The organism is Arthrobacter sp. 147(2020), from assembly GCF_013116715.1.
Taxonomy (GTDB): Bacteria; Actinomycetota; Actinomycetes; order Actinomycetales; family Micrococcaceae; genus Arthrobacter_D.
Window position 1 is genome coordinate 42,057 of sequence record NZ_JABFOM010000010.1, and the last position, 22,519, is coordinate 64,575.

Below are 22,519 nucleotides of genomic sequence, written 5' to 3' on the forward strand. Positions count from 1 at the left end.
AGATGTCTCTGGAAGCATTCGTTGCCGAAATGTTCGGCACCATGCTGCTGTTGCTGCTGGGTACAGGTGTCGTTGCCAACGTCGCCCTGGCCGGTACCAAGGGCAATAATGGCGGATTCTTGATGGTGAACTTCGGTTGGGGGCTCGGCGTCTTCGCCGGTGTCTATGTTGCTGCGCTCTCCGGCGCACACCTGAACCCGGCCGTTACGGTGGGTCTGTTGGTCAACTCAGATGTTGCAACGCTCGGCCCCGATATCGACAAGACCTTCATGAACGTACTGCTGTACTTCGCTGCCCAGTTGATTGGTGCCATGCTCGGTGCCTTCCTCTGCTGGCTGTCCTACAAGCAGCACTTCGATGCTGAGCCCGACCCCGCCAACAAGCTGGGCGTGTTCTCCACCGGGCCGGCCATCCGTTCCAACGCCTGGAACCTGATCACCGAGATCATCGGCACCTTCGTCCTGGTGTTCGTGGTCATTTCGTTCGCCGGGACGCCGTCGGGCCTCGGCCCACTGGCCGTCGCTCTGCTCGTTGTGGGTATCGGTGCATCCCTTGGTGGTCCTACCGGCTACGCCATCAACCCAGCGCGTGACCTCGGTCCCCGGATCGTCCACGCCCTGCTGCCCATCAAGGGCAAGGGTGGCAGCGACTGGGGTTACTCCTGGGTGCCAGTGGTCGGCCCCCTGATCGGTGGTGTTCTTGGCGGCCTGGTCGCCATGCTGGTCACCTTTCCCGCAGTCACCGGCTAGCAGTTAGTTTCACCCCGGCGGGCGCGGTCCTTGACTGCGCATGCCGGCACTATTCACGACGGAAATACTCAAAGAGGAGCACTACATGTCGAAGTACGTAATCGCGATCGATCAGGGCACCACCTCCAGCCGGGCCATTGTCTTCGATCACAGTGGGGACATCGTGTCCTCCGGCCAGAAGGAACATGAGCAGATCTTCCCCAAGGCGGGCTGGGTTGAGCATGACCCGATCGAAATCTGGAACAACACCCGTGAGGTCATTGGCAACGCCCTGTCGAAGGCGAACCTGACGCGGCACGATATTTCCGCGGTCGGCATCACCAACCAGCGCGAGACCGCAGTGGTCTGGGACAAGACCACGGGCCAGCCCGTCTACAACGCCATCGTCTGGCAGGACACGCGGACCCAGTCCATCGTCGACGAACTCGCGTCTGATGGGGGAGTGGAGCGGTTCAAGCAGAAGGTCGGCCTGCCGCTGGCCACCTACTTCTCGGGCACCAAGATCAAATGGATCCTGGACAACGTTGACGGGGCACGGGCGAAGGCTGAGGCCGGCGACCTGATCTTCGGCAACACCGACTCGTGGGTCACCTGGAACCTCACTGGCGGCACCGACGGTGGCGTGCACATCACCGACGTCACCAACGCATCGCGGACCATGTTCATGGATCTCGAGACCCTGTCCTGGGACGACGGAATCCTTGAGGCCTTCGGGGTACCCCGCTCAATGATGCCGGAGATCAAGTCCTCGTCCGAGGTTTACGGCACCGTCCACACCTCGCAGCTGCTGCGTGAGGTGCCGGTGGCGGGCATCCTTGGTGATCAGCAGGCGGCCACCTTCGGCCAGGCCGCGTTCGAGAAGGGTGGTGCCAAGAATACGTATGGCACCGGCAACTTCATGATCGTCAACACCGGCGAGGAGATCGTCCACTCCAAGAACGGCCTTCTGACGACTGTCTGCTACAAGCTCGGGGACGCGAAGGCCGTCTACGCCCTCGAGGGTTCGATTGCTGTCACCGGGTCACTGATCCAGTGGCTGCGCGACAACCTGGGCATCATCAAGTCAGCACCTGAGGTGGAGCAGCTCGCAGAGACCGTCGAAGACAACGGCGGCGTCTACATCGTGCCGGCGTTCTCCGGCCTTTTTGCCCCGTACTGGCGTGGCGAAGCCCGCGGTGCCATCGTGGGCCTCACCCGCTTCGTCAACAAGGGTCACATCGCCCGTGCCGCGCTTGAGGCAACCGCATTCCAGACCCGCGAGGTGCTGGACGCGGCGAACGCAGACTCGGGTGTGGACATGGAGGACCTGCGGGTCGACGGCGGCATGGTCGCCAACGATGCGCTCATGCAGTTCCAGTCCGACATCCTCGGCATCCCGGTGATCCGCCCCAAGGTCACCGAGACCACTGCCCTTGGCGCGGCCTATGCAGCCGGTCTGGCGGTCGGGTTCTGGAAGGACACCGACGAGCTGGCCACCAACTGGGCCGAGGACAAGCGCTGGACCCCTTCGATGGACGAAGGAGAGCGGGACCGCCAGTTGCGCCTCTGGAAGAAGGCTGTCACCCGGACGTTCGACTGGGTTGACGAGGATGTGAAGTAACTTCACCTGTCTTTGTTCGACAAGTAACTGCAGCACCAGCAGGGGTGGCAACTATCCGGGAGAATGGTTGCCACCCCTGCTGCGTGTTCGGGATAAGGGCCTGGAGTTGCAGCTCCCGTAGCGTTATGTGGTTCGGTGGAATCACATCCCGCTCCTCCACGGAAGGTCCTGCTCATGGTCTCGTCCCTCATTCCCCCTCGTCAGGTGAAGATCGGTGACGCTGCGTCCTTCGTCGGCGTTACACCGCGGGCGATCCGTCACTATCACGCGATCGGTCTGCTGCCGGAACCCGAGCGGGGCAGTGACGACCGCCGCCGCTACGGCTACGAAGAGATGATCCAGCTGTTGTGGATCCGCAAGATGGCTGACGCCGGAATTGCCCTGGACGACATCCGTGATGCGTTTGCTGGGACGACTGCTGTTGACACAGCTGCCAGCCAGGCTACTGGTGGGGCAGACTGCGACCACGGTGTAGCGGGCATTCTGGAACGGTTGGAGACGACTCTCATCGCCCAGGAAGCTGAACTGCAGCGGCAGCGGGCTGCCGTGCAGCGCATGCGATCCCGGGGCAGCAGAATGGGTCTGCTCTCCGACTTTGTTGCCACCCGACTTGAGAATTTGCCAGAGGGCTCGCTGCGCCAGGCCGACTTGGATAACGTGCTGGTCATCGAGCGAATCTTCGGTCCCCTTGGTGCGGCAGTGAACGCTAGCCGATACATTGCCCTGGCCACCCACCCTGGTCTGCGCGAAGAGTCCGACTGCGTTGATGCCGCAGAGGAGACCCTTGATGACACCGTCGCCGTCGATGACCCTCGCGTGGAAGAAGTAGCTGTCCAGCGGCATGCCTTCGAACAGAAGCTGAACACAGTCATCGATGATTCCGGTCTGACCGAAGAGGACAACGCGCTCTTCGATTCCTGGGATGCGTTGCATTCCCTCCCCTCTGATCAGGGGGAGGAGAGGGTCGACCTTGATGCTGAAACGGGGCGAAAGTCAATGAGCACAGGTGACGCCATCAGAAAGATGCCCTACGACTGGTCTCCGGCGCGACTGCGCTGCATGGAACTAACGCTGGAGATGTCGGCCCAGGAGCCACCGGCTGTCGTAGACAGGGCGAGGCCCTCGTAGAGGGTGGCGTAGTGATATGGCACAGTATCCCGAGCCGGGCGCCTGTTCGGATCTTTTACGGGTCGGTCGAGAGTGAAAGCAGAACCGCGGGCGGGGTCGGTCCAAGTGCGGATCCGGTGAGACGCGGGCGTACATAGCGGCAGCGGAGTAGCTGGCCATGAACTTCCCCGCAAACTCCAGCACAGAATCCTTGACCAACGCACTAGAAGGGTGGTGGGTCGTCTTTTGGTGCCGGTGGTGGGTCTGGTCGGGTGAGGTAGGTTTCGCCGGCGGGTGAGATCGCGATGATCATTCCGGGTTCGGGTTGTCGGTAGTGCCAGTAGCCCTCGGATTTGAGCTTGTGATGCCGTTTACACAGCGCGGCCAGATTCGAATAGCTGGTTTTCCCGCCGTGAGACCAGGGTGTGGTGTGGTCGAGTTCGCAGAACACCGCCAACCGGTTACACCCCGGATGCCGACACGTCCGATCCCGCACCCTGACCGCATCCTGCAGGTCCTTCGGAACCCGATACGTAGTGGCATCAGCACCCAGCCTCGCCCCCGTGAACGGGTGGGTAAGGATCCTTGTGAACGATGGCGCATGCCCGGCGAGCTTCCGGGCGGTGTCGGGGTCAATCGGCCCGTACCCTTCGAGTTCACCCGGAGCGTCCCCGCCGAGGAGGGTCATCACGGGGACGGTGACGAATACCTTGGCCTGCACCCCCCAGAAGGCACCTGCACCACCGCGGCTGGACGACCCATCCGATGCTTCCGGGCTATCAGGGCCTTCGGTCCCATCCGATTCGATCATCCCGCGCGTCTCGCTGGTACTGTCGGCGGTAGCGTCACCGGCGGTTCGGCTGTCGGTGGAGGGATCGCCAGCGGTGGGTTCTACAGTGCTGGGATCTACGGTGGTGGGCCTTTCTCGGTCTGTCATATGCCCCGTGACACCGGCGCTCGTGAGGACATCGGCGAGGACGTCGGCTCGTAGCTGGGTGAGGGTTCGGGGTTCGTCGGGGCCTTGGAGGTGGCGGGCGGCGGTGTCGACCCGGTGGAAAATCCCGGCAGCCTGATCCACGGGTAGGTAGGCTTCGAGCCAGGCCATCCCGTCATAGCTGGGGGTCAGGAACACCCCGCGTTCCTTCACCGCCCTCTTACGCCGGATGGTGATCGATTCGGGGTGGAGTTCTTCGCGGAGCCGGTTCGCTTGCTGACGGAACTTCGCCACCGTCGTCAGCGACGCCATCCCGATCAGCCGGCCCTCAAAGTCCGCAGTGACTGCTGGATCAGTGTCGGGGATGCTGGTGGCTTCCTCGACCACAGCCCACGCATGCCGCTTACTGAGCTTCCCGGCCTCCAACGCCTCCAAAGTCGCAGGGCAGTACCGGGTGAGCAGGGTGCTGTGCTCGACGAGGAACCCAGCCGTCCGTTCCGGTATGTGCAGGGCTGCACTGATCTCCGACGCGGTGACGGTTTTCTCGTACCCCCAGTCCCTCGGATCGTGGCGGGTGAGCTCGGTTTGCAGGGCAAGGGCCCGGGTCACGACTTTCGCTTCCTGAGCGTCCAACCACGACCTAGCTTCGTCGATGTCTTTCAGAGCGTCCAACACCTGGCAGGCGTCCAAACCACCCACCGCCGCCATTTGTAGCTGCCCAGTCAGTGCTGGAGGTTCACTACTGGAACGCACCCGCACATTAGGGTCATCCCCGAAGTAATAGGAGGCCCACGCTTCAGAGAACAACCACTCCGAATCAGACCCCGACTCCGAATCCGGAGAATCTGCTTCGTTCGGATCAGCGTCGTCCTCAGGGTCCGTGTTGGTCGGGTCAGTCGTGTGCTCCGGCGGCTCAACGACCGGGGCTTTCCACACCGACTCAACACCCAACGGACCAGCCAGCCCATACCTAGAAGAAGCGTCCGTAGAAGTATCCGCGGCGGCTTCCGCGCCAGATCCGGGAGGAGTCTCCGGTCCGGTAGAAGAAGCTTCGCTGCTTTCCATACCTCTATTCGATCACCCGCCACTGACAAAATTAGGGGCAGAACGGGGCTGCTCAGAAATCTTTTTCTACTAATTTTTCGAGGCGTAACAGAACCAGCATTACCGGTACTCGACCCAAGAAGTTTGAGATACGACCCGAAGCCTGCTCCGTTGAAGTCAGGTCTAGGGGATGACCCATTCCCAAGCGTCTTCGCCAAGATAGGACAGCACAAGTGTTCCTTCGAGGGCTGGCACATCGAGGAGGACTGTTCCGGAAGCCGTCTCTCCGGGGCCGATTGACTGCGGCAGTATGGCTGTTTCGGGTAGGCACCCGTAAGAGTTTCCGTACAACATGCCGTTGAACGTCGTTCCGTCTGCCTGAATGAGCTTCCATGTGCCCGCGTCAGCGTAGAAGCTGCCGCTGAACTCATCTTTAAGTTCGGGTTGGGTGATGACGTCCATTTGAATAGCAAGGTAGTGGCCGTTGGCCGCCGGTTGGGCGTATTCTTCTGTGCATTCTGCGGGGGCGATTGAAGTCACGGTGAAGTCGATGACGTTAGTGCTGCGATCTTCGGAGTTGAAGATGCCTGCAGGTTCCCCAATGTCTTTCACCAGATTCCCGCGAACGCTTGTCTCAGCCTCAGCCTCAGCCTCAGGCTCCTCAGCCTCCTCAGGTTCAGGGGTCGGTGAAGGCGATGGCGACGCCACATCATCTGACGGTGAAGCTGAAGGCGCCGCGGCAGCCGCGGTTGTCGCCAACGCGCCTTGCGCCCGGTCGCTATCTGTCACCGCACTTGAACATCCGCTCAGGGCAAGAAGTGCAACCGCATAAACTACCAAGCTCTTTTTCACTGACAATCCTTCTAAAGAAAGTGTTGATGGGGGAATGAACGGTTGGAAGCGGCCCCCACGCCGCTTCCAACCAGACTATGGTGTGCTCAGTACTGAGGGAGGCTTAGGAGATTATTGGTCTCCCGTCCGTCGCTGACAGTGGTGATGTACTTGATACCCAGACCGCTAGTCCTCACGACTACGGCGGCCTGGGCGCCGTTGGTGCTATGGCTGCAGTAGGTCTCCGTACCAGCCGTAATCTGCTGCACGATCTTCGTCCTGGAGGATTCGGACAGAGAGCCGGTAGGGGTATCCGAGTGGTTGACCCGTGAGATGTGCTCGCTTCTTGTGCCCGGGCTATCCAGATGAATCTGGCGAATATACTTCACGTCAGTCCTTTCATAGGTGGATTCTGCTTGTGGAAATGAACGCTACGGCCGCTCCCGCATCTAGAGGCAAATGGGCGTGATAACCCCCGTTATCAACGTTGAACCTGAACCACGACAGGCAACGGGTAGGGTCAGAACGTTGAACCGCGGATATAGCGGATAGAAAAGGAGGCGTGCCGAACATGACCAAAGCCGATATGTCCCTCGCCGATGTGGCCCGGCTGGCCCAGGTTGCCCGACCGGTGGTCTCCATGTGGCGGCGTCGTTATCGTGACGCCGATCTTCCTTTCCCAGCGCCAACCAACAGCCCGCCGAGCCAACCGGCATTCGACGCCGCTGAAATTGGTCGATGGCTCCACGACACCGGTCGCGGCAACAACCCCTCCGCACTCCTTGACGCCGACGCCTTTCGTTCGGGCATAGTTGCCGACCCTGCGGAGACTGATGCGTTGACGGCCCTTCTGTGCCTTAAGGTTCTCAGCGGAAGGCGACTGAGCGGACTGTCCGCCGTCGAACTGCTGGATTTAGCTGACGACTACGACCCGGATAACCACAGCCTCTATCGCGAAATGGAAGCGACCGGCGACAAGCTTGCCATCCTCGCAGCGACCGCAGAGGCGCTGGCCGACGCAGTCTACAGCCCGGCGGCGGCCTTCGACCTGCTCCTCACGTCCCAGAGGAGGCTCGGGCTGAAGGGTGCAGAGATCCACCAAGATGCCATCAGTTTGGTGGCTGCCGCGGCAGTCGCGTTGCTCAATCGGCACGATGGATCAATGCTGGTTGTGGATCACTCGCCAGGGAGCAGCGACACTCTCCTGAAGCTGAGCGAGGGTGACGGAACGGCGCGGTGCGTCCTCGCTTGGGAGGGGTTCGACTCGGCAGCATCTCGGCGTGGTTTGCGTCGTCTCCTTACTCATGGCCTGGCGTTTGAGGCAGCGGATGACGACGCCGGCCCCGTGGGCGAGCAGGATTCAGCACTGCACCTGGCCCAGTTTCCTCACGCCGAGAACCAGGACCCGGACGACGTCGCGATCCTGAACGCCGTCGACGGGATCTGTCTGTGGCTCACCGATGATGACCGCGCCGTGGCACTCGGTCCCGCAAGCGCGCTCTGTGATGCGTTGGGTATGGACGGCGCAGCAGGGGAGAGCGAAGCTATCCGGTCAGCCATTTTGCGCACGGGGCGGCTGCGCGCCGTCGTCCGCTTACCTCAAGGTTTCATTACCTCGAAGCCCCGCCAGGCGATGGCCCTTTGGGTACTCGGCCCCGCGCACGCTGAGGTGGCATTGGCCGATCGGTGGACGATGGTGTCTGACCTCTCCGGAACCTCACTGTCCACCACGGACATCGAAGATCTGATCAGCGATCTCGCCGCGGCAATGGGCAACCAGCGATCGGTGGAGAAGCATTCATTTCGGTTCGCGCGGCTCGTGAGGACGTCGTCGTTGCTCGCGGCACGCGGCTCACTGGTTCGGGTTCGGCCACTTCCACGCAACAGGACCGCTCAACCAGCTGACGCGGTGCTAGACATCGAAAATCTCCTGTCATCACTCCAACAGCCGCAAACCGTTCGGGGTCTGGATATGCGGGTAATCCCAACGCCGACCCCGGAGAGCCCGATGGAGAGGTTTCTCGGAGACCTGGCCGATGCCGGCGCGGTCGCCTACCTCCCCGGGAATCGGATCGATGCGGCGGACCTTCACGCTGGTGACCCGAATGCGCCCGGTGCCATCACAGTGATCACCGCCGGGTCGCTCCTCGACGGGGATCCTCCAGCGGTGATGGATCGGTTCAGGTTCGCTGCACACTACCCGGCCGGCCGACTCACAGAGCCGGGCGACGTCGTCTTCTGCACGGGGCCGCGGCCCGTCGCTCTGGTGGATCCCGACGGCGCAGCCGTCGTCGCGTACCCGGCCCGCATCCTCCGGATTGTTGATGGAGGATCACCCCGTAGAGGTCAGCCGGGACTGGTAGCGAGGCTGCTCGCCGAAGACATCAACAACCAGGCGCCGACAGCACGGAGGTGGAGGTCGTGGACTGTCCGCGCGGTCGACGTCGACCAGCGGGATCTTCTCAGGCGCACGCTCGACGCCGTCGAACAGGAGCGGCTCGCCGCGCTCCAACGCGTCAATCAACTCGACCAACTCGCTACGCTGATCATGGACGGCGTAGCCAGCAACACCGTGACCCTCGGCGAAAACACCCCCGCCGCCCCGATGGAAGGAACGCCCTAGTGCCCCCGAAAGTAAAGGTAGACGCCCTGCCGTCCACCATGAAGGAACTCAAGGACACCCTGTGGAAGGCCGCGGACAAGCTGCGCGGCTCCATGGACGCGTCCCAGTACAAGGATGTGATCCTGGGCCTGGTGTTCCTGAAGTACGTTTCGGACGCGTTCGACGAACGCCGGGAGCAGATCCGGGTTGAACTTGCCGCTGACGGGTTCGGCGACGAGCAGATCGCGCAGATGATCGACGACGTCGACGAGTACACTGGGCGAGGCGTGTTCTGGGTGCCCACGCAGTCTCGCTGGACCTATCTGGCGCAAAACGCCAAGGGGACGCAGGCAGCAGCCGGCGAAGCGGCCAAGACCATTGGCGAGCTGATCGACGACGCGATGGACGCCGTGATGGGCGCCAACCCGTCTCTTGCGGCAACACTGCCGCGGATCTTCAACCGTGACAACATCGACCAGCGCCGTCTCGGTGAACTGCTGGACCTCTTCAACTCCGCGCGGTTCACCGGACAGGGCGCTAAGAAGGCCCGCGACCTCCTTGGCGAGGTCTACGAGTACTTCCTGGAGAAATTCGCGAAGGCCGAGGGTAAGCGGGGCGGAGAATTTTACACGCCGGCCGATGTAGTCCGCGTCCTGGTCGAGGTGCTGGAGCCCGATCACGGGCGCGTCTATGACCCGTGCTGTGGGTCGGGCGGCATGTTTGTGCAGACGGAGAAGTTCCTTGAGTCGCACAACAAGGAGGGTTCGAGCATCTCCGTCTACGGTCAGGAGCTGAACGAGCGCACCTGGCGGATGGCGAAGATGAACCTTGCCATCCATGGGCTGAACGGGAATCTGGCCAGCCGCTGGGGCGACACGTTTGCGCGTGACCAGCACCCGGATCTGCAGGCCGACTTCATCATGGCGAACCCGCCCTTCAACATCAAGGACTGGGCGCGTTCCGAGAGCGACCCTCGCTGGAAGTACGGTGTCCCGCCGGTGGGCAACGCCAACTACGCGTGGATCCAGCACATTATCTCGAAGCTCGCCCCGGGTGGCAGCGCTGGGGTGGTGATGGCCAATGGGTCCATGTCGTCGAACTCTGGCGGCGAGGGTGATATCCGTGCGCAGCTGGTGGAGGCCGACCTGGTCGCCTGCATGGTCGCTCTACCCACTCAGCTGTTCCGCAGCACCGGCATCCCGGTGTGCCTGTGGTTCTTCGCTAAGAACAAGTCGTCGGGAGCCGTCGACCGGTCGGGTGAGGTGCTGTTCATCGACGCGCGGAACCTGGGCTACATGGTGGACCGGGCGGAGCGCGCACTCGCGGATGAGGACATCGCAAGGATTGCCGAGACCTATCACGCGTGGTGCGGGTCAGCATCGGCGCAGGGGTCGGGCATCGAGTACGACGACGTCGGAGGGTTCTGTAAGTCGGTGCCACTGGCAGAGATCAAGGCGGCTGACTACGCACTGACGCCCGGCAGGTATGTCGGTGCGGCGGATGTCGAAGACGACGGCGAGCCGATTGAGGAGAAGATCGCCCGGCTATCAGCTGAGTTATTAGATCAGTTTGCTGAGTCAGAGCGACTGGCCGCGGTCGTGCGGGAGCAGTTGGGGCGGGTCTTGTGAGAAGCGCTCGAGTAAGCGATTTGGTCGCTAAGGGACTGCTAAGAGTTGAAGACGGAAATCACGGCAATGATCGACCTCGTCCGCATGAGTTTGTTCCTTCGGGTACTTCGTTCATTCGAGCAGCAGACATGACCAGCGGGTTCGTTGATTTTACAAATGCTGGCCAGATCAATCCGGAGGCCAGGGCCCGCATCCGAAAGGGCATAGGGGCTCCAGGGGACGTAATTCTTTCTCACAAAGGTACGGTCGGAAAGGTCGCAGTAGCTCCCGTCGATTCTCCAGAATTCGTCTGCTCTCCTCAAACTACTTTTTGGCGCAGCCTAGATGAATCCGAGATAAGCCAGGGCTTTTTACGTTACGTCCTTATATCTGAACATTTTGCACGCCAGCTTGACTTGTTGAAGGGCCAGACAGATATGGCTCCTTATGTGAGCTTGACCGGTCAAAGATCAATGACCTTAGATCTTCCTGATATTGCCCGACAGCGTGCAATCGTGGAAGTGCTGGGGGCTCTCGATGACAAGATCGCCGCCAACGCCAAACTCATAGACGTGGCTAAGGACCTCGCTGTTCTCTCGCTGGCCCGCTATGAACCAACGGTTTCCCTCGGAAAAGTTGTCAAACAGCACAAGGCTACGATCAACCCGTCACTAATGACTGCTAACGAAGTGGCGCATTTCAGCCTTCCGGCGTTCGACGTTGGCCAAACTGCTGAAGTTACCCGGCCAATCGATATCAAAAGTTCAAAATTTGAGGTTAGACAGCCCTGTGTGCTGATTTCGAAGCTCAATCCGCGTTTCCCCAGGGTTTGGAACGTAGCGGAGGTTCCAGCAATTCCGGGTCTGGCATCTACCGAGTTCCTCGTCCTTGAACCTTCGTATTCATCGACCACGTTCCTGTGGGCGGAGCTGTTGCAGCCTTCATTCGGTGCAACTCTGGAATCGAAGGTTGCCGGTACGTCAGGCAGCCATCAGCGAGTCAGGCCAGCTGACCTCTTGGAAACACTCGTGGTAGACCCTAGGGAGGTCGAACCGGAGCTTCAAGGGAAGATCACGAGTGTCGGACTACTCGCAGTCCAGTCTCGTGCAGAGAACGAGACGCTTGTTGCCAGCCGTGACGCCCTGCTACCGCAGCTCATGTCCGGCAAACTACGGGTCAGAGAAGCCGAATTGCTGGTCGAAGAGCTGGTCTAAAGCTGACGGTGCCGCTGAATAGATCCAAAACGAAATTTACTTATCCAGTGGAGGGCATCGGCGGCGACGACCATAAGCGACTGGTTAGGAATGGATTCCGGCGAGGAGGGAGCTTCCTTCCGACCAACTCTCGTAGACACCCGCGTTTGAAGGGCTGGCACTCGCGCCGGTCTTACTCCGCGGGGTTGGCTGGAGCCTTGACCTGGTCGAAGCTCGCGGTGAGTTAGGCAGCAGCGAGTACTTCGAGCCCACGACAAGCCGGCGGTTATGGATCGGACCCGGGGTGCAGGGCGCGGGCGGCGTCTGCAAACGTCGCTACGCGGACGCTCTCAGGGGCTCGAGAGCGGCCAGGGCGAGGTCGAGGCCGAAGATGAACTCCTCCGCGGGGTCGTAGCCGGCAGCGACAAGCGCCGCGGCGGACTCGTTGAGGTAGGGGAACTCGCCTGGAGGAAGCTGGGGCAGATAGACGTCCTCGGCCATGTCCGCGAACTCATCGGCTGTATCGAACGGCAGGTTGGCTTCCTGCAGGGCATACCCGTAGACCAGGCTGTCGAGCAACCAGTTGGCGTGCGTCGCCATCAGAACCGAGAAGCCGGCCCTCCGCAGGCAGGCGGTGACCGCCTCGCGGTGGCGGAGGTGCGCCGCCCCCGGTGCTGTCCGCGAGTCCAGCAGGCCAATCGCCCACGGGTGGCGCGCGAGAACCTGACGGGCGGATATCGAACGCCGTCGCATCGCCGACTGCCAGTCGGTCTCCTCGGGAGGTAGCTCAATCTCCTCGAACACGACGTCGATCATCGCGTCCAGCAACTGTTCCTTGCTCGCCACATAGTGGTAGAGCGACATCGCGCCCGCTCCAAGCTCGCGAGCCAGCCGGCGCATGCTCAGCCCTTCAACCCCCTCGCGGTCGGCGAGTCGGATCGCTTCGATCACCACCCGCTGCTTGGTCAGCCCCGCGTCTGACGTGACCTGGCGTTGTTCCTTAGCGGACACGGGATTCCTCGCTCTCACAAAATGCTTGACATTGGTACAGCGTACGTTCACACTCTATCGTACAACGTACGTCGTACGGTGTACGGGCAGCGAAGGTCGTTGTTCGGACGCAAGGAGGCTTCCGTGGAAAACGAACAGCGATCGAATGCCGAAGCACCCCTGACGCCGGGGGTAAATACGGGCGGGACAGCGACGATGCGAGCTGCCGTCCAACACCGCTACGGTCCGCCCTCCGTTATCGAGGTGTCCAACGTCGGGCTGCCGCTACCTTGGCGAGGCGAGGCGCTCGTCCAGGTGGGCGCGGCCTCGGTACACCCTGGCGACTACTTCGTCATGACCGGCGAGCCATACATGGTGCGCCTGGTGTACGGGCTTCGCCGGCCGCGCCACGGCATCCCTGGCATGGACCTCGCCGGCGTGGTGGCAGCAGTCGGGAAGGATGTTACCGCCCTCCGCTCCGGCGACGAGGTCTTCGGCTGGAGCACCGCTGGAGCACTCGCGGAGTACGCCAGCGTTCCGACGGACAACCTCGTGCCCGTGCCTGCCAACCTGTCGGTCGTGGACGCGGCAGCGGTGGCCACCTCGGCGATGACGGCGTTGCAGGCATTGCGCAAGATCGCGAATGTTCGACCGGGCCAGACGGTGCTGGTCACGGGCGCGTCAGGCGGCGTGGGCTCCTTCGCTGTACAGATCGCCAAGGCGTTTGGTGCCGAGGTCACGGGTGTGTGCAGCACCCGCAACGTCGACCTGGTCCGGTCACTCGGTGCCGACCACGTCATTGACTACACGAGGACCGACTTCACCCGCACCGGTAAGCGCTACGACGTCATCCTCGACAACGTGGAAGCCCAGCCACTGGCGGCTGTCCGTCAAGCGCTGACGCCCACCGGCACCCTGATCCCCAACAGCGGACGCGGCGGCCGCTGGTTCGGCCCCCTCGGTCGGATCGTCAAAGCGCGTGTGCTGTCCGGATTCACCCGTCAGCAGCTGAAGCCCTTCATGTCGGTTGGAAAGCGCCAGGACCTGCTCACCCTGGCCGAGCTGCTCACGGCCGGGCAGGTCAGGTCCGTCATCGACCGCACCTACCCGCTGGACGAAGCGGCCGACGCCCTCCGCTATGTCGGAGCTGGCCACACCCGAGGGAAGGTCGTGATCACCGTCTGACGACCGGACAGATGAGAACGACCCAACCCATGCGAATGCACGCCCAGACCTGCCGCCACTCCGGCGGACGGACCGCTCCCAACGAAAGAAAAGCCAATGCCCATCCGAACGAAAACCCCGAAACTGCTCGAAAATCCGCGAATCCCCGTGCAGGTCAAGCTCGCGGCCGCCTGGACCAGCTTCATGCTCCTCGTCATCTACATCGACTACTTCCACCTCTACCAGCCCGGCGAAATTGACGTAATACGGGGTGGCGAGATCTTCGTCTTCGACATCACCGGGACCTTGATGTCCATTTTCTTCGTGATCATAGCGATTCCGAGTCTGATGGTGCTGCTCTCGATGACGGCGCCCGCCCGGGCGAACCGGGTCACCAACCTCGTCGTTGCGTTGCTGTTCATCCCCCTCTCCATCTTCAACGCGGCAGGCGCGACCTGGGACTGGGCCTTTTACTACGGCCTCACCATCGGAGTTGAGCTGCTGATCCTGGCCTTCATCCTGCGCTCCGCCTGGACCTGGCTCCGCACCGCACCGTCGGCGACCATACCGACCAGCCCGGACCGTGAAGCCGTTCGCGCCCAGCAGGAAGGATGAACCCAAGTGGACCTACCCGGCGGTAGGGCATTCAACGGCCTCTACCGCCGGGGCAGGAACGCCGAACCGCCTGTGTCACAAGGTCGAACCGATGCAACACCTAGACTGAAGCCAGTGATCGGCAACACACTGGGGGAATAGCATGACAGCAGTGACAGGTCTCAGCGAAGCGCTCTGGGAGGGCCTCGCCATGGAACAGCTGGCCGAACTCGGCTGGCGACCAGGTACCGGCGAGTCCATCGCACCCGGATCGGGGGAGCGCGACACCTGGGATGACCTGCTCATCCGCCCCCGGTTGCTCGCGGCGCTGCGGAAGTTCAACCCCACCGTGCCGCAGCAGTACCTGCAGCAGGCCGTCGCCGAGATCACCGCCCCCAAGTCGACCGATGCCATCACCGAAAATCACCGCATCCACACCTATCTGACCGACGGCTTCCGCGGCATCAGCTACATCGACACCGACGGTACCGAACACAATCCCACCCTCCGCGTCTTGAGTGCCGTCGCCGACGACAACGACTGGCTCGCTGTTAACCAGGTCACCCTCCGCCAGGGAGACTACAAACGTCGCTTCGACGTTGTGCTCTACTGCAACGGCATGCCGGTCAGCGTGATCGAACTCAAGAGGGCCGGGAGCCGCTCGGCCGATGTACCCGCAGCGCACGCCCAGCTGCAGACCTACCTGCGCGAGTTCCCGCTTGCCTTCCGCTTCTGCGTCTTCACCCTCGCCTCCGACGGGATCCTCGCCAAGTACGGCACGCCGTTCACCCCGTTGAACCACTTCTCGCCGTGGAATGTCGACGACGACGGCGAACCCGTGGTGCGTGACGCCGTCGTCGAAGGCGAGCCGGTCACCGAACTGGATCTGGCCCTGGACGGCCTCTACAGTCTTGAGCGGTTCGTCCAGCTGACCCGCAGTTTCACCGCGTTCGACGAAGGTTCGGACGGGCTGGCCAAGCGCATCGCGAAGCCTCACCAGTACTTCGCGGTCTCCAAGGCTGTGGGCAGCACCGTCACAGCGGTTGCCAGTAACGGCAAGGCCGGCGTCGTCTGGCACACCCAGGGCTCGGGCAAGTCCATGGAAATGGAGCTCTACACCAACCAAGTCACCCGCCACCCCAAGCTCCTCAATCCCACCATCGTGGTGATCACCGACCGCAACGAGCTTGACGGCCAGCTGTACGAGACCTTTGCGCAGAGCCTCCTGCTCCCGGAGAAACCGCAGCAGATCCGCCGCCGGGCCGAACTGCGCGAGGAACTCTCCAGCCGAACCACGGGAGGCATCTACTTCACCACCCTGCAGAAGTTCGGCCGCAGCCAGGGGGAGAAAGACGCGGGCGTGGACCATCCGCTGCTCTCGGACCGGCGGAACATCATTGTGATCGTCGACGAAGCGCACCGCAGCCACTACGACGACCTCGACGGGTACGCCCGCCACCTCCGCGATGCTCTGCCGCGGGCCACCCTGATCGCGTTCACCGGGACACCTATTTCCTTTGACGACCGCAACACGCGTGACGTGTTCGGCGAGTACATCGACATTTACGACCTGAGCCGGGCGGTCGACGACGGCGCCACCGTTCCCGTGTATTTCGAACCACGATTGATCAAGGTGGCGCTGGCCCAGGACGTCACCGAGGAAACCCTTGACCAGGCGGCCGATGACATCACCCGCAGCCTCGACGACACCGAGCGGGCACGGATCGAGGCGAGTGTCGCCGTCGTGAACGCCGTCTACGGTGCGCCGCAGCGCATCGCCGCCCTCGCGGAAGACCTGGTGGCGCACTGGGAAAATCGTTCGGGCAAGATGCGCCAGTTCATCGAATCGCCCGGCAAGGCCATGATCGTCGGCGGCACCCGGGAGATCTGCGCCAACCTGTATTCGGCCATCATTGCGCTGCGCCCCGGCTGGCACTCGGATGACCTCGACAAGGGCAAGATCAAGGTGGTGTACTCCGGGACGCCGTCGGACGTCCCCCCGGTGGTCGACCATGTGCGCCGGGACTCGGCGAACGCGACCATCAAGGAACGCCTGCGGAATGTCGACGACGAACTCGAGATAGTGATCGTCAAGGACATGATGCTCACCGGGTACGACTCCCCGCCGCTGCACACCCTGTACCTGGACCGGCCGTTGAAGGGAGCGCTGTTGATGCAGACGCTCGCCCGGGTGAACCGCACCTTCCGCGGCAAGCAGGATGGGCTGCTGGTGGCGTATGCGCCGCTGGCCGACAACCTGGCCAAGGCACTGGCGGAGTATTCCAAGACCGACCAGCAGAGCAAGCCCATCGGAAAGAACATTGAGGAGGCGGTGGAGCTCACCAAGTCCCTGGTGGAGATGCTGCGTGAGATGCTCGTCGGGTTCGACTGGCGCGCCGTCTACCGTGCGGGCACCCCCAAGGCCTTCAAGAATGCTGTCACCGGCTCGGTCAACTACCTGCGCAGCGCGTTGACACCGGGCAACCAGCCCGACGACGGCGCTGAGACCCTCGCGGAACGGTACCGGAAGGCCTCGAGTCAGCTGTCCCGTGCTTGGGCCCTGTGTTCGGGGGCCCAGAACCTGGCCGAACTCCGCCCGGAGATCCAGGTGTACGAGGAGATCCGCGTCTACATGGCGAAGTTCGACGCCGCTGACCGGCAGGCCCGGGGGGAGCCGGTGCCCGAGAATATCGCGAGGCTGCTCGGGGACCTGATTGCGACGTCGACCTCCACCGGGGACATCCTCGACATCTATGAGGCGGCAGGGATGCCGAAGCCATCCCTGGGAGACCTGACCCCCGAGTTCATCGCGAAGACACAGCAGGCGAAGAATCCGCAGCTCGCCATCGAGGCGCTGCGGAAGCTGGTGGCCGAGGAATCGGCGAAGACCACCCGTAACAACGTCATCCGTGAGCGTGCGTTCTCGGAACGCATCACGGAACTGATGAACCGGTACACGAACCAGCAGCTCACCTCGGCGGAAGTCATCGCGGAACTGGTTGCACTGGCAAAGGAAGTCGCGGCAGAGGCGGCCCGGGGCGCAAGGTTCTCGCCGCCATTGAACGAGGACGAGCTCGCTTTCTACGACGCGGTGGCGCAGAACGAATCCGCGGTGGAAGTGCAGGGTGAGGGAATCCTGGCGCAGATCGCGCGCGATCTTGTAGCAGTGATGCAGCGTGACGTGCGGACGGACTGGACGGTGCGCGACGACGTCCGGGCGAAGCTTCGCTCCTCGATCAAACGGTTGCTTGTGAAGAACGGCTATCCGCCCGACAAACAACCGGCCGCCATCAAACTTGTGATGGAGCAGATGGAATCCATGGCACCCCGCTACGCGGAAGCGCGCGGCTGACGATGGCACGAAGCACATTCCTATCCACAACCGACAGTGAGACCAGCAATGGTGACAGGTAAACAGGTCCGGCTCTTCCTGACCGACGGCATGCCGGGCGGACTCCTGACTGCAGAAATTATGAACTGGACTGGGCAGATTGTTGCCGGATCCAGGTCGGACCTTGCGATGCTTCTCGCCCGCCCGGAGGCCGGGAAAACCGGCGTCTACTTTCTGACCGGAGTGAACGAGGAAGACCCAGACGACCAGATGTTGTACATCGGAGAAGGTGACGATGTCTCCATACGCCTCAAAATGCACAACCGAGGTGAACTCGAGGGAGGTAAAGACTTCTGGACTCGAGCGCTGCTGCTCACCAGTAAGGACGCGAACCTCACGAAAGCGCACGTCCGTTATCTGGAGAGCCGATTTATACAACTGGGCAAGTCGACCGACCGGACTACCATCGTCAACAAGACTGCGCCACCCCTCTTACCGTTGCCCGAGGCCGATATCTCGGACATGGAATACTTCATTAGCCAAGCGCGGATTGTGCTCCCATTGCTTGGTGTCGAGGCCTTCCGGGAAGTACCACGCAATGAGAACGAGGCGACGGATCCGGACCGGCCTAAGGCCTCGTCACCCGTATTCGAACTGAATGTACCCGCGGGCGGCGAAAAAGCACGCGGCCAAGAGGTTGACGGAGAATTTGTGGTCTACGAAGGTTCAGCGGTGCGCCGCCAGTGGGTGGGTACCCACACCGGCTACAGGAAACTCTATGACCGACTTTCCGTTGACGGTACGTTCGAGGATGAGGGGCAGGTCCGGCGGTTTACAAAGCCTTATGCGTTCAAAAGCCCAAGCGCGGCTGCCGCCGTCGTTACCGGTAGGCCCACCAACGGTCGGACCAGCTGGATTGCTCCTGAAACTGGAATGAGTTACGCCCAGTGGCAGGAACAGTCGATCCCCATGACACAGCCTTAAACACGCCCGCCGAGCGGTGAGAAATGGCGGGCCCGGAATGTCCGAACCCGCCAGATCTCACCGCTCGGCGAAGGTATTCAGCGCATCAGGGTGACTAGTCCCTAGGGAGACCCGGCTAGTGGAGCACCGTGTGCGACACGCTGTCCGGGTTACCGAACCGGTGGGCCGTGATGGACACCGCCTGCTCGTGCAGGAACGGGAGCATCTCGATCCGACCGGACTCGGTAACCGGCCCGGCATAGATCGCCACATCAGGATCGCCGTCGGTGGCTGTACACAGTTCCGAATAGCCGCCGCCAATCAGGCGGACCCGGCCCAGCGACGCCGACGGCGCATGCTTCAGCCACGCCGCGTCGTCGTCCACTCCGTGCTCAACGTTGTGCGCCGACAGGACAGCGGTCAGCGCAGGCGGCAGGGGGTGAGCCGAAGAGACCCGCAGCGTGGCCCCGGCCCGCAGCCCGGCAGCGAGCACCCGAACCAGTGAAGCCAGTGTGCCGTCCTCGTTGAGCCGCACCGTCACCGTGCCCGGAATGTAGCGGAACTCGTTGCGTTCCACCCCGAGGTCCGACACGTCGCGGTTGGCGCCGAACGACTTGACCCAGTGGCGCTGGTCGTCGGCCGTTGCCCGGGCCAGGAACCCCTGGTCGACGGCGGGAATATCGGCTGCGTGCAGCAGGTCCCGGACCGGTCCGCTCAGGGGAGCGTGAACATTACCCGGGTGTAGCTCCACCGGCTTCCAGCTGCCGAGGTGCATCAGGTAGTTAGGTCCGCCGGCCTTGGCTCCCGGGCCAACCGCCGAACGCTTCCAGCCACCGAAGGGCTGACGCCGAACGATTGCACCGGTGATGCCGCGGTTCACATACAGGTTGCCGGCCTGGACGGAATCGAGCCACAGCGCCAGCTCGTCGCTGTCCATGGTGTGGATGCCCGCCGTCAAACCGTAGGGGCTGGCGTTCTGCCACTCGATCGCCTGCTTGAGGGAATCTGCGTGCATCACTCCCAGGACCGGGCCAAAGAACTCGGTGAGATGGAAGTAGCTGCCCGGCTTCACGCCCGCCCGGACGCCAGGGCTCCAGAGCCGGCCGGTGTCGTCGAGTTGCTTCGGCTTGACCAGCCAGGTCTCGCCCTCGCCCAGCGTGGTGAGCGCGTCGCGCAGCTTCCCTTCGGCAGGCTCGATGACCGGTCCCATCTCGGTGGCCGCGTCCTCGGGGTAGCCCACCTTCAGGGAGGCGACGGCGTCGACCATCTGGTTGCGGAACCGCGCCGATTTTCCGGCCGACCCCACCAGAATCACCAGGGAAGCAGCCGAGCACTTCTGCCCGGCATGCCCGAACGCCGACTTCACGACGTCGGCGGCGGCCAGGTCCAGGTCGGAGCTGGAGGTGACGATCAGTGCGTTCTTGCCGCTGGTCTCGGCGAGCAGGGGAAGGTCATGGCGCCAGCTGCGGAACAGCTTCGCCGTGTCGTGGGCGCCGGTCAGGATGACCCGGTCCACCGAGGGGTGCGAGATGAGGTGCTGCCCCACGGGGCCTTCCTCGACGTCGGCGAAGTGCAGGACCTCCCGGGGCACGCCTGCCTCCCACAGTGCCTCCACCAGCACCGCGGCACAACGCTTGGCCTGTGGCGCGGGCTTGACGACGACGGCGCTGCCCGCCGCCAGCGGGGCAAGTGCCGAGCCGGCAGCGATAGCCACCGGGAAGTTCCACGGCGGCGTGACAACCGTCAGCCGTGCGGGCACAAATTCGGCGCCCTCCACCTGGTCCAGCTCCTCCGCAAGCAACGCATAGTAGTTGGCGAAGTCGATAGCCTCGGAAATCTCGGGGTCCGACTCTGCAACCGTCTTGCCCGTCTCGCTGGCGGCCACCTCCACCAGGTTGCCGCGGATCGCGGCCAACCGGGCGGCCGCACTGCGGAGTACCGCCGCCCGTTCGGCGCCCGACCGGGCAGACCAATCCGTCTGACCGGCGAGCGCTGCATCAACGGTGCGGTCGACGTCGTCGTTAGTGGCGAGCCAGGAGGCCTTCACCAGGTCAACGCCGAGGGTTGATCCCGGAACACGTTCCAGGATTCCGGTGGCCCAGTCCCTGATGACGGGCAGGGACGGATCCGAGTCGGCCTGGTTCGCGAACTCGCCGGGCGCCGACGCAACGAAGCGGTCGGTGGTCTGGAAACGGTTCGGACCGGGGACCGTGTTGTCCACGGCTGCCAACGAATCGAGGAAGCGCTTCTTCTCCCGCTCGAACAGCTGGGGGTTCTTGCTCAGCTCAAAGACGGCAGACATGAAGTTCTCCTGGCTGGCGTTCTCCTCCAGGCGGCGGATCAGGTAGCTGATGGCGACATCGAACTGCGCCGGGTGGACCACCGGCGTATACAGGAGGAGCGAACCCACATCCTTCTTGATCTCCTCCGCCTGCTCCTCTGCCATGCCCAGGAGCATCTCGAACTCGATGCGATCCTCGACACCGCGGGCCAGGGCCAGCAGCCGCGCGAAGGCGATGTCGAACAGGTTGTGGCCGGCCACTCCAATCCTGACCGCCTCGGCGTTCTCGGGACGCAGCGCCCAGTCGAGGCAGCGCTTGTAGTTGGTGTCGGTAGCTTCCTTGGAGGGCAGGGTGGCTGGTTCCCAGCCGTGCACCTTCGCATCGACGAGCTCCATCGCGAGGTTGGCGCCCTTGACCAGCCGGACCTTGACGGCCGACCCGCCACGGCTACGGCGGGCCGTGGCCCACTCCGTGATGTCCTGCAGTGCGCCGAGGGCGTCGGGCAGGTAGGCCTGCAGCACGATCCCCGCTTCGAGGTGCACCAGGTCCTCCGTGTCGAGGATTCGCTTGAACACAGCGACCGTCAGGTCGAGGTCGTGGTACTCCTCCATGTCCACGTTGATGAACTTCGGCGCGGGGGAGGACGCAGCCAACCGGTACAGGGGGAGCAGCCGGGCCGCGACCCGCTCGACGGTCTCGTGGAAGTCCCACAGGTTCATGGTGCTGACCACTGAGGACACCTTGATGGAGACGTAGTCGACGTCGTCGCGCGCGAGGAGCTTGGTGGTTCCGGCGAGCCGCGCGTCGGCCTCGTCGTTGCCGAGGACCGCCTCGCCCAGGAGGTTGATGTTCAGCCGGACCGATTCGCCGCGCAGCCCGGCGATGGCCTTGCCGAGTTTGTGGGGCCGCGCGTCGACGATGAGGTGGCCCACCATCTCCCGCAGCACCCGCTGCGCCACGGGCACCACGATGCCAGGCAGGGTCGGTGCCAGTGCGCCGCCGAGTTTTACGGCACCGCGCATGTACCAGGGGAGGAACGACGGCGCCTGCCGCGCCAGCTTCGCCAGGTTGCGGGCGGCGACGGCGTTGTCCTCAGGCCGGATTACCCGGTCGACGAACCCAAGGGTGAACTGGAGTCCGGCGTCATCCTTGAGGACCTCGGCGAGCAGCTGCGCCGACCGCGATCCGCGGGTAGCGACAGGTTCGGGACGGCGGGATTCATCCAGGTGCAGCCAGCGCCTCACCAGTGCGACGGCGTCGTCACCCAGGGTGGCGGGAAGGGGATCTACAGTGGGAAAGAGCTGTGTCATGCGATCGTGCCTCACAATGCGACGGGCCACTGCAATCGGATCCTGATCTCAGGTGGGTATTCCCCTTGCGGGGCCGGTGGCCGATCAGCCGGGGGCGCATTCCGCCTCGGCGCGGTCTGCGCGTCCCGTGGGCTCGCATACCAGAATTATCGTAACCCGCGTGGCGGGTTTGGGAACGCCAATCTGCGCTAGAGTGGATGCATGTCTGTAGTACAACT

The 22,519-nt window shown here is 63.0% G+C and carries 14 protein-coding genes; 10 read left to right on the forward strand and 4 right to left on the reverse strand.

Annotated elements, in window-relative coordinates:
* The first annotated feature begins 2 nt into the window (after positions 1-2).
* The 3 genes from HMI58_RS09125 (at position 3) to HMI58_RS09135 (ending at position 3,477) form a co-directional block, all read left to right on the forward strand.
* Positions 3-749: an MIP/aquaporin family protein gene (locus HMI58_RS09125; RefSeq protein ID WP_171619179.1), complete on the forward strand. Its 747-nt coding sequence runs from the start codon at positions 3-5 to the stop codon at positions 747-749.
* Between the two features lie 85 nt (positions 750-834).
* Complete coding sequence (gene glpK / locus HMI58_RS09130) at positions 835-2,349, forward strand: glycerol kinase GlpK (RefSeq protein ID WP_171619181.1); 1,515 nt, start codon at positions 835-837, stop codon at positions 2,347-2,349.
* Positions 2,350-2,523: 174 nt separating this feature from the next.
* Positions 2,524-3,477: a MerR family transcriptional regulator gene (locus HMI58_RS09135; protein WP_171619183.1), complete on the forward strand. Its 954-nt coding sequence runs from the start codon at positions 2,524-2,526 to the stop codon at positions 3,475-3,477.
* A 202-nt stretch (positions 3,478-3,679) separates the two neighbouring features.
* On the opposite strand, the gene HMI58_RS09140 is transcribed toward HMI58_RS09135, so the two are convergent.
* Both HMI58_RS09140 and HMI58_RS09145 read right to left on the reverse strand, forming a co-directional pair.
* The gene (locus HMI58_RS09140; protein ID WP_225668005.1) at positions 3,680-5,098 is read right to left on the reverse strand and encodes an HNH endonuclease signature motif containing protein; all 1,419 of its coding nucleotides are present in this window, start codon (positions 5,096-5,098) and stop codon (positions 3,680-3,682) included.
* A gap of 519 nt (positions 5,099-5,617) precedes the next feature.
* Positions 5,618-6,286 carry a lipoprotein gene (locus tag HMI58_RS09145; RefSeq protein WP_171619185.1) on the reverse strand — a complete coding sequence of 223 codons (669 nt, stop codon included), beginning with the start codon at positions 6,284-6,286 and terminating at the stop codon, positions 5,618-5,620.
* A 550-nt stretch (positions 6,287-6,836) separates the two neighbouring features.
* On the opposite strand from HMI58_RS09145, the gene HMI58_RS09155 reads away from it, so the two are divergent.
* The 3 genes from HMI58_RS09155 to HMI58_RS09165 are packed head-to-tail and all read left to right on the forward strand — an operon-like array spanning position 6,837 to position 11,688.
* Entirely contained in the window at positions 6,837-8,888 is a 2,052-nt protein-coding gene (locus HMI58_RS09155) for a hypothetical protein (protein ID WP_171619189.1), read from the forward strand.
* Positions 8,888-10,495, forward strand: a complete 1,608-nt coding sequence (locus HMI58_RS09160) for a class I SAM-dependent DNA methyltransferase (protein ID WP_171619191.1) — start codon at positions 8,888-8,890, stop codon at positions 10,493-10,495. Before HMI58_RS09155 ends, HMI58_RS09160 begins: the two co-directional genes overlap by 1 nt.
* Positions 10,492-11,688: a restriction endonuclease subunit S gene (locus HMI58_RS09165; protein ID WP_318779173.1), complete on the forward strand. Its 1,197-nt coding sequence runs from the start codon at positions 10,492-10,494 to the stop codon at positions 11,686-11,688. The genes HMI58_RS09160 and HMI58_RS09165 overlap by 4 nt, the downstream gene beginning before the upstream one ends.
* Before the next feature lie 315 nt (positions 11,689-12,003).
* On the opposite strand, the gene HMI58_RS09170 is transcribed toward HMI58_RS09165, so the two are convergent.
* A complete protein-coding gene (locus HMI58_RS09170) occupies positions 12,004-12,678 on the reverse strand; it encodes a TetR/AcrR family transcriptional regulator (protein ID WP_171619195.1) in 675 nt (224 codons plus the stop codon).
* A 123-nt stretch (positions 12,679-12,801) separates the two neighbouring features.
* On the opposite strand from HMI58_RS09170, the gene HMI58_RS09175 reads away from it, so the two are divergent.
* From HMI58_RS09175 to HMI58_RS09190, 4 genes are all read left to right on the forward strand, one after another.
* Positions 12,802-13,842, forward strand: coding sequence for an NAD(P)-dependent alcohol dehydrogenase (locus tag HMI58_RS09175; protein WP_171619197.1), 1,041 nt, complete (start codon positions 12,802-12,804; stop codon positions 13,840-13,842).
* A gap of 96 nt (positions 13,843-13,938) precedes the next feature.
* Positions 13,939-14,436 carry a DUF6326 family protein gene (locus HMI58_RS09180; RefSeq protein ID WP_171619199.1) on the forward strand — a complete coding sequence of 166 codons (498 nt, stop codon included), beginning with the start codon at positions 13,939-13,941 and terminating at the stop codon, positions 14,434-14,436.
* 142 nt (positions 14,437-14,578) lie between these two features.
* A complete protein-coding gene (locus tag HMI58_RS09185) occupies positions 14,579-17,767 on the forward strand; it encodes a type I restriction endonuclease subunit R (protein ID WP_171619201.1) in 3,189 nt (1,062 codons plus the stop codon).
* Positions 17,768-17,815: 48 nt separating this feature from the next.
* Positions 17,816-18,730 carry a GIY-YIG nuclease family protein gene (locus tag HMI58_RS09190; RefSeq protein WP_171619203.1) on the forward strand — a complete coding sequence of 305 codons (915 nt, stop codon included), beginning with the start codon at positions 17,816-17,818 and terminating at the stop codon, positions 18,728-18,730.
* 115 nt (positions 18,731-18,845) lie between these two features.
* Here HMI58_RS09190 and HMI58_RS09195 read toward each other — a convergent pair whose 3' ends face one another.
* The gene (locus HMI58_RS09195; protein WP_205208040.1) at positions 18,846-22,301 is read right to left on the reverse strand and encodes a bifunctional proline dehydrogenase/L-glutamate gamma-semialdehyde dehydrogenase; all 3,456 of its coding nucleotides are present in this window, start codon (positions 22,299-22,301) and stop codon (positions 18,846-18,848) included.
* Between the last annotated feature and the right edge of the window lie 218 nt (positions 22,302-22,519).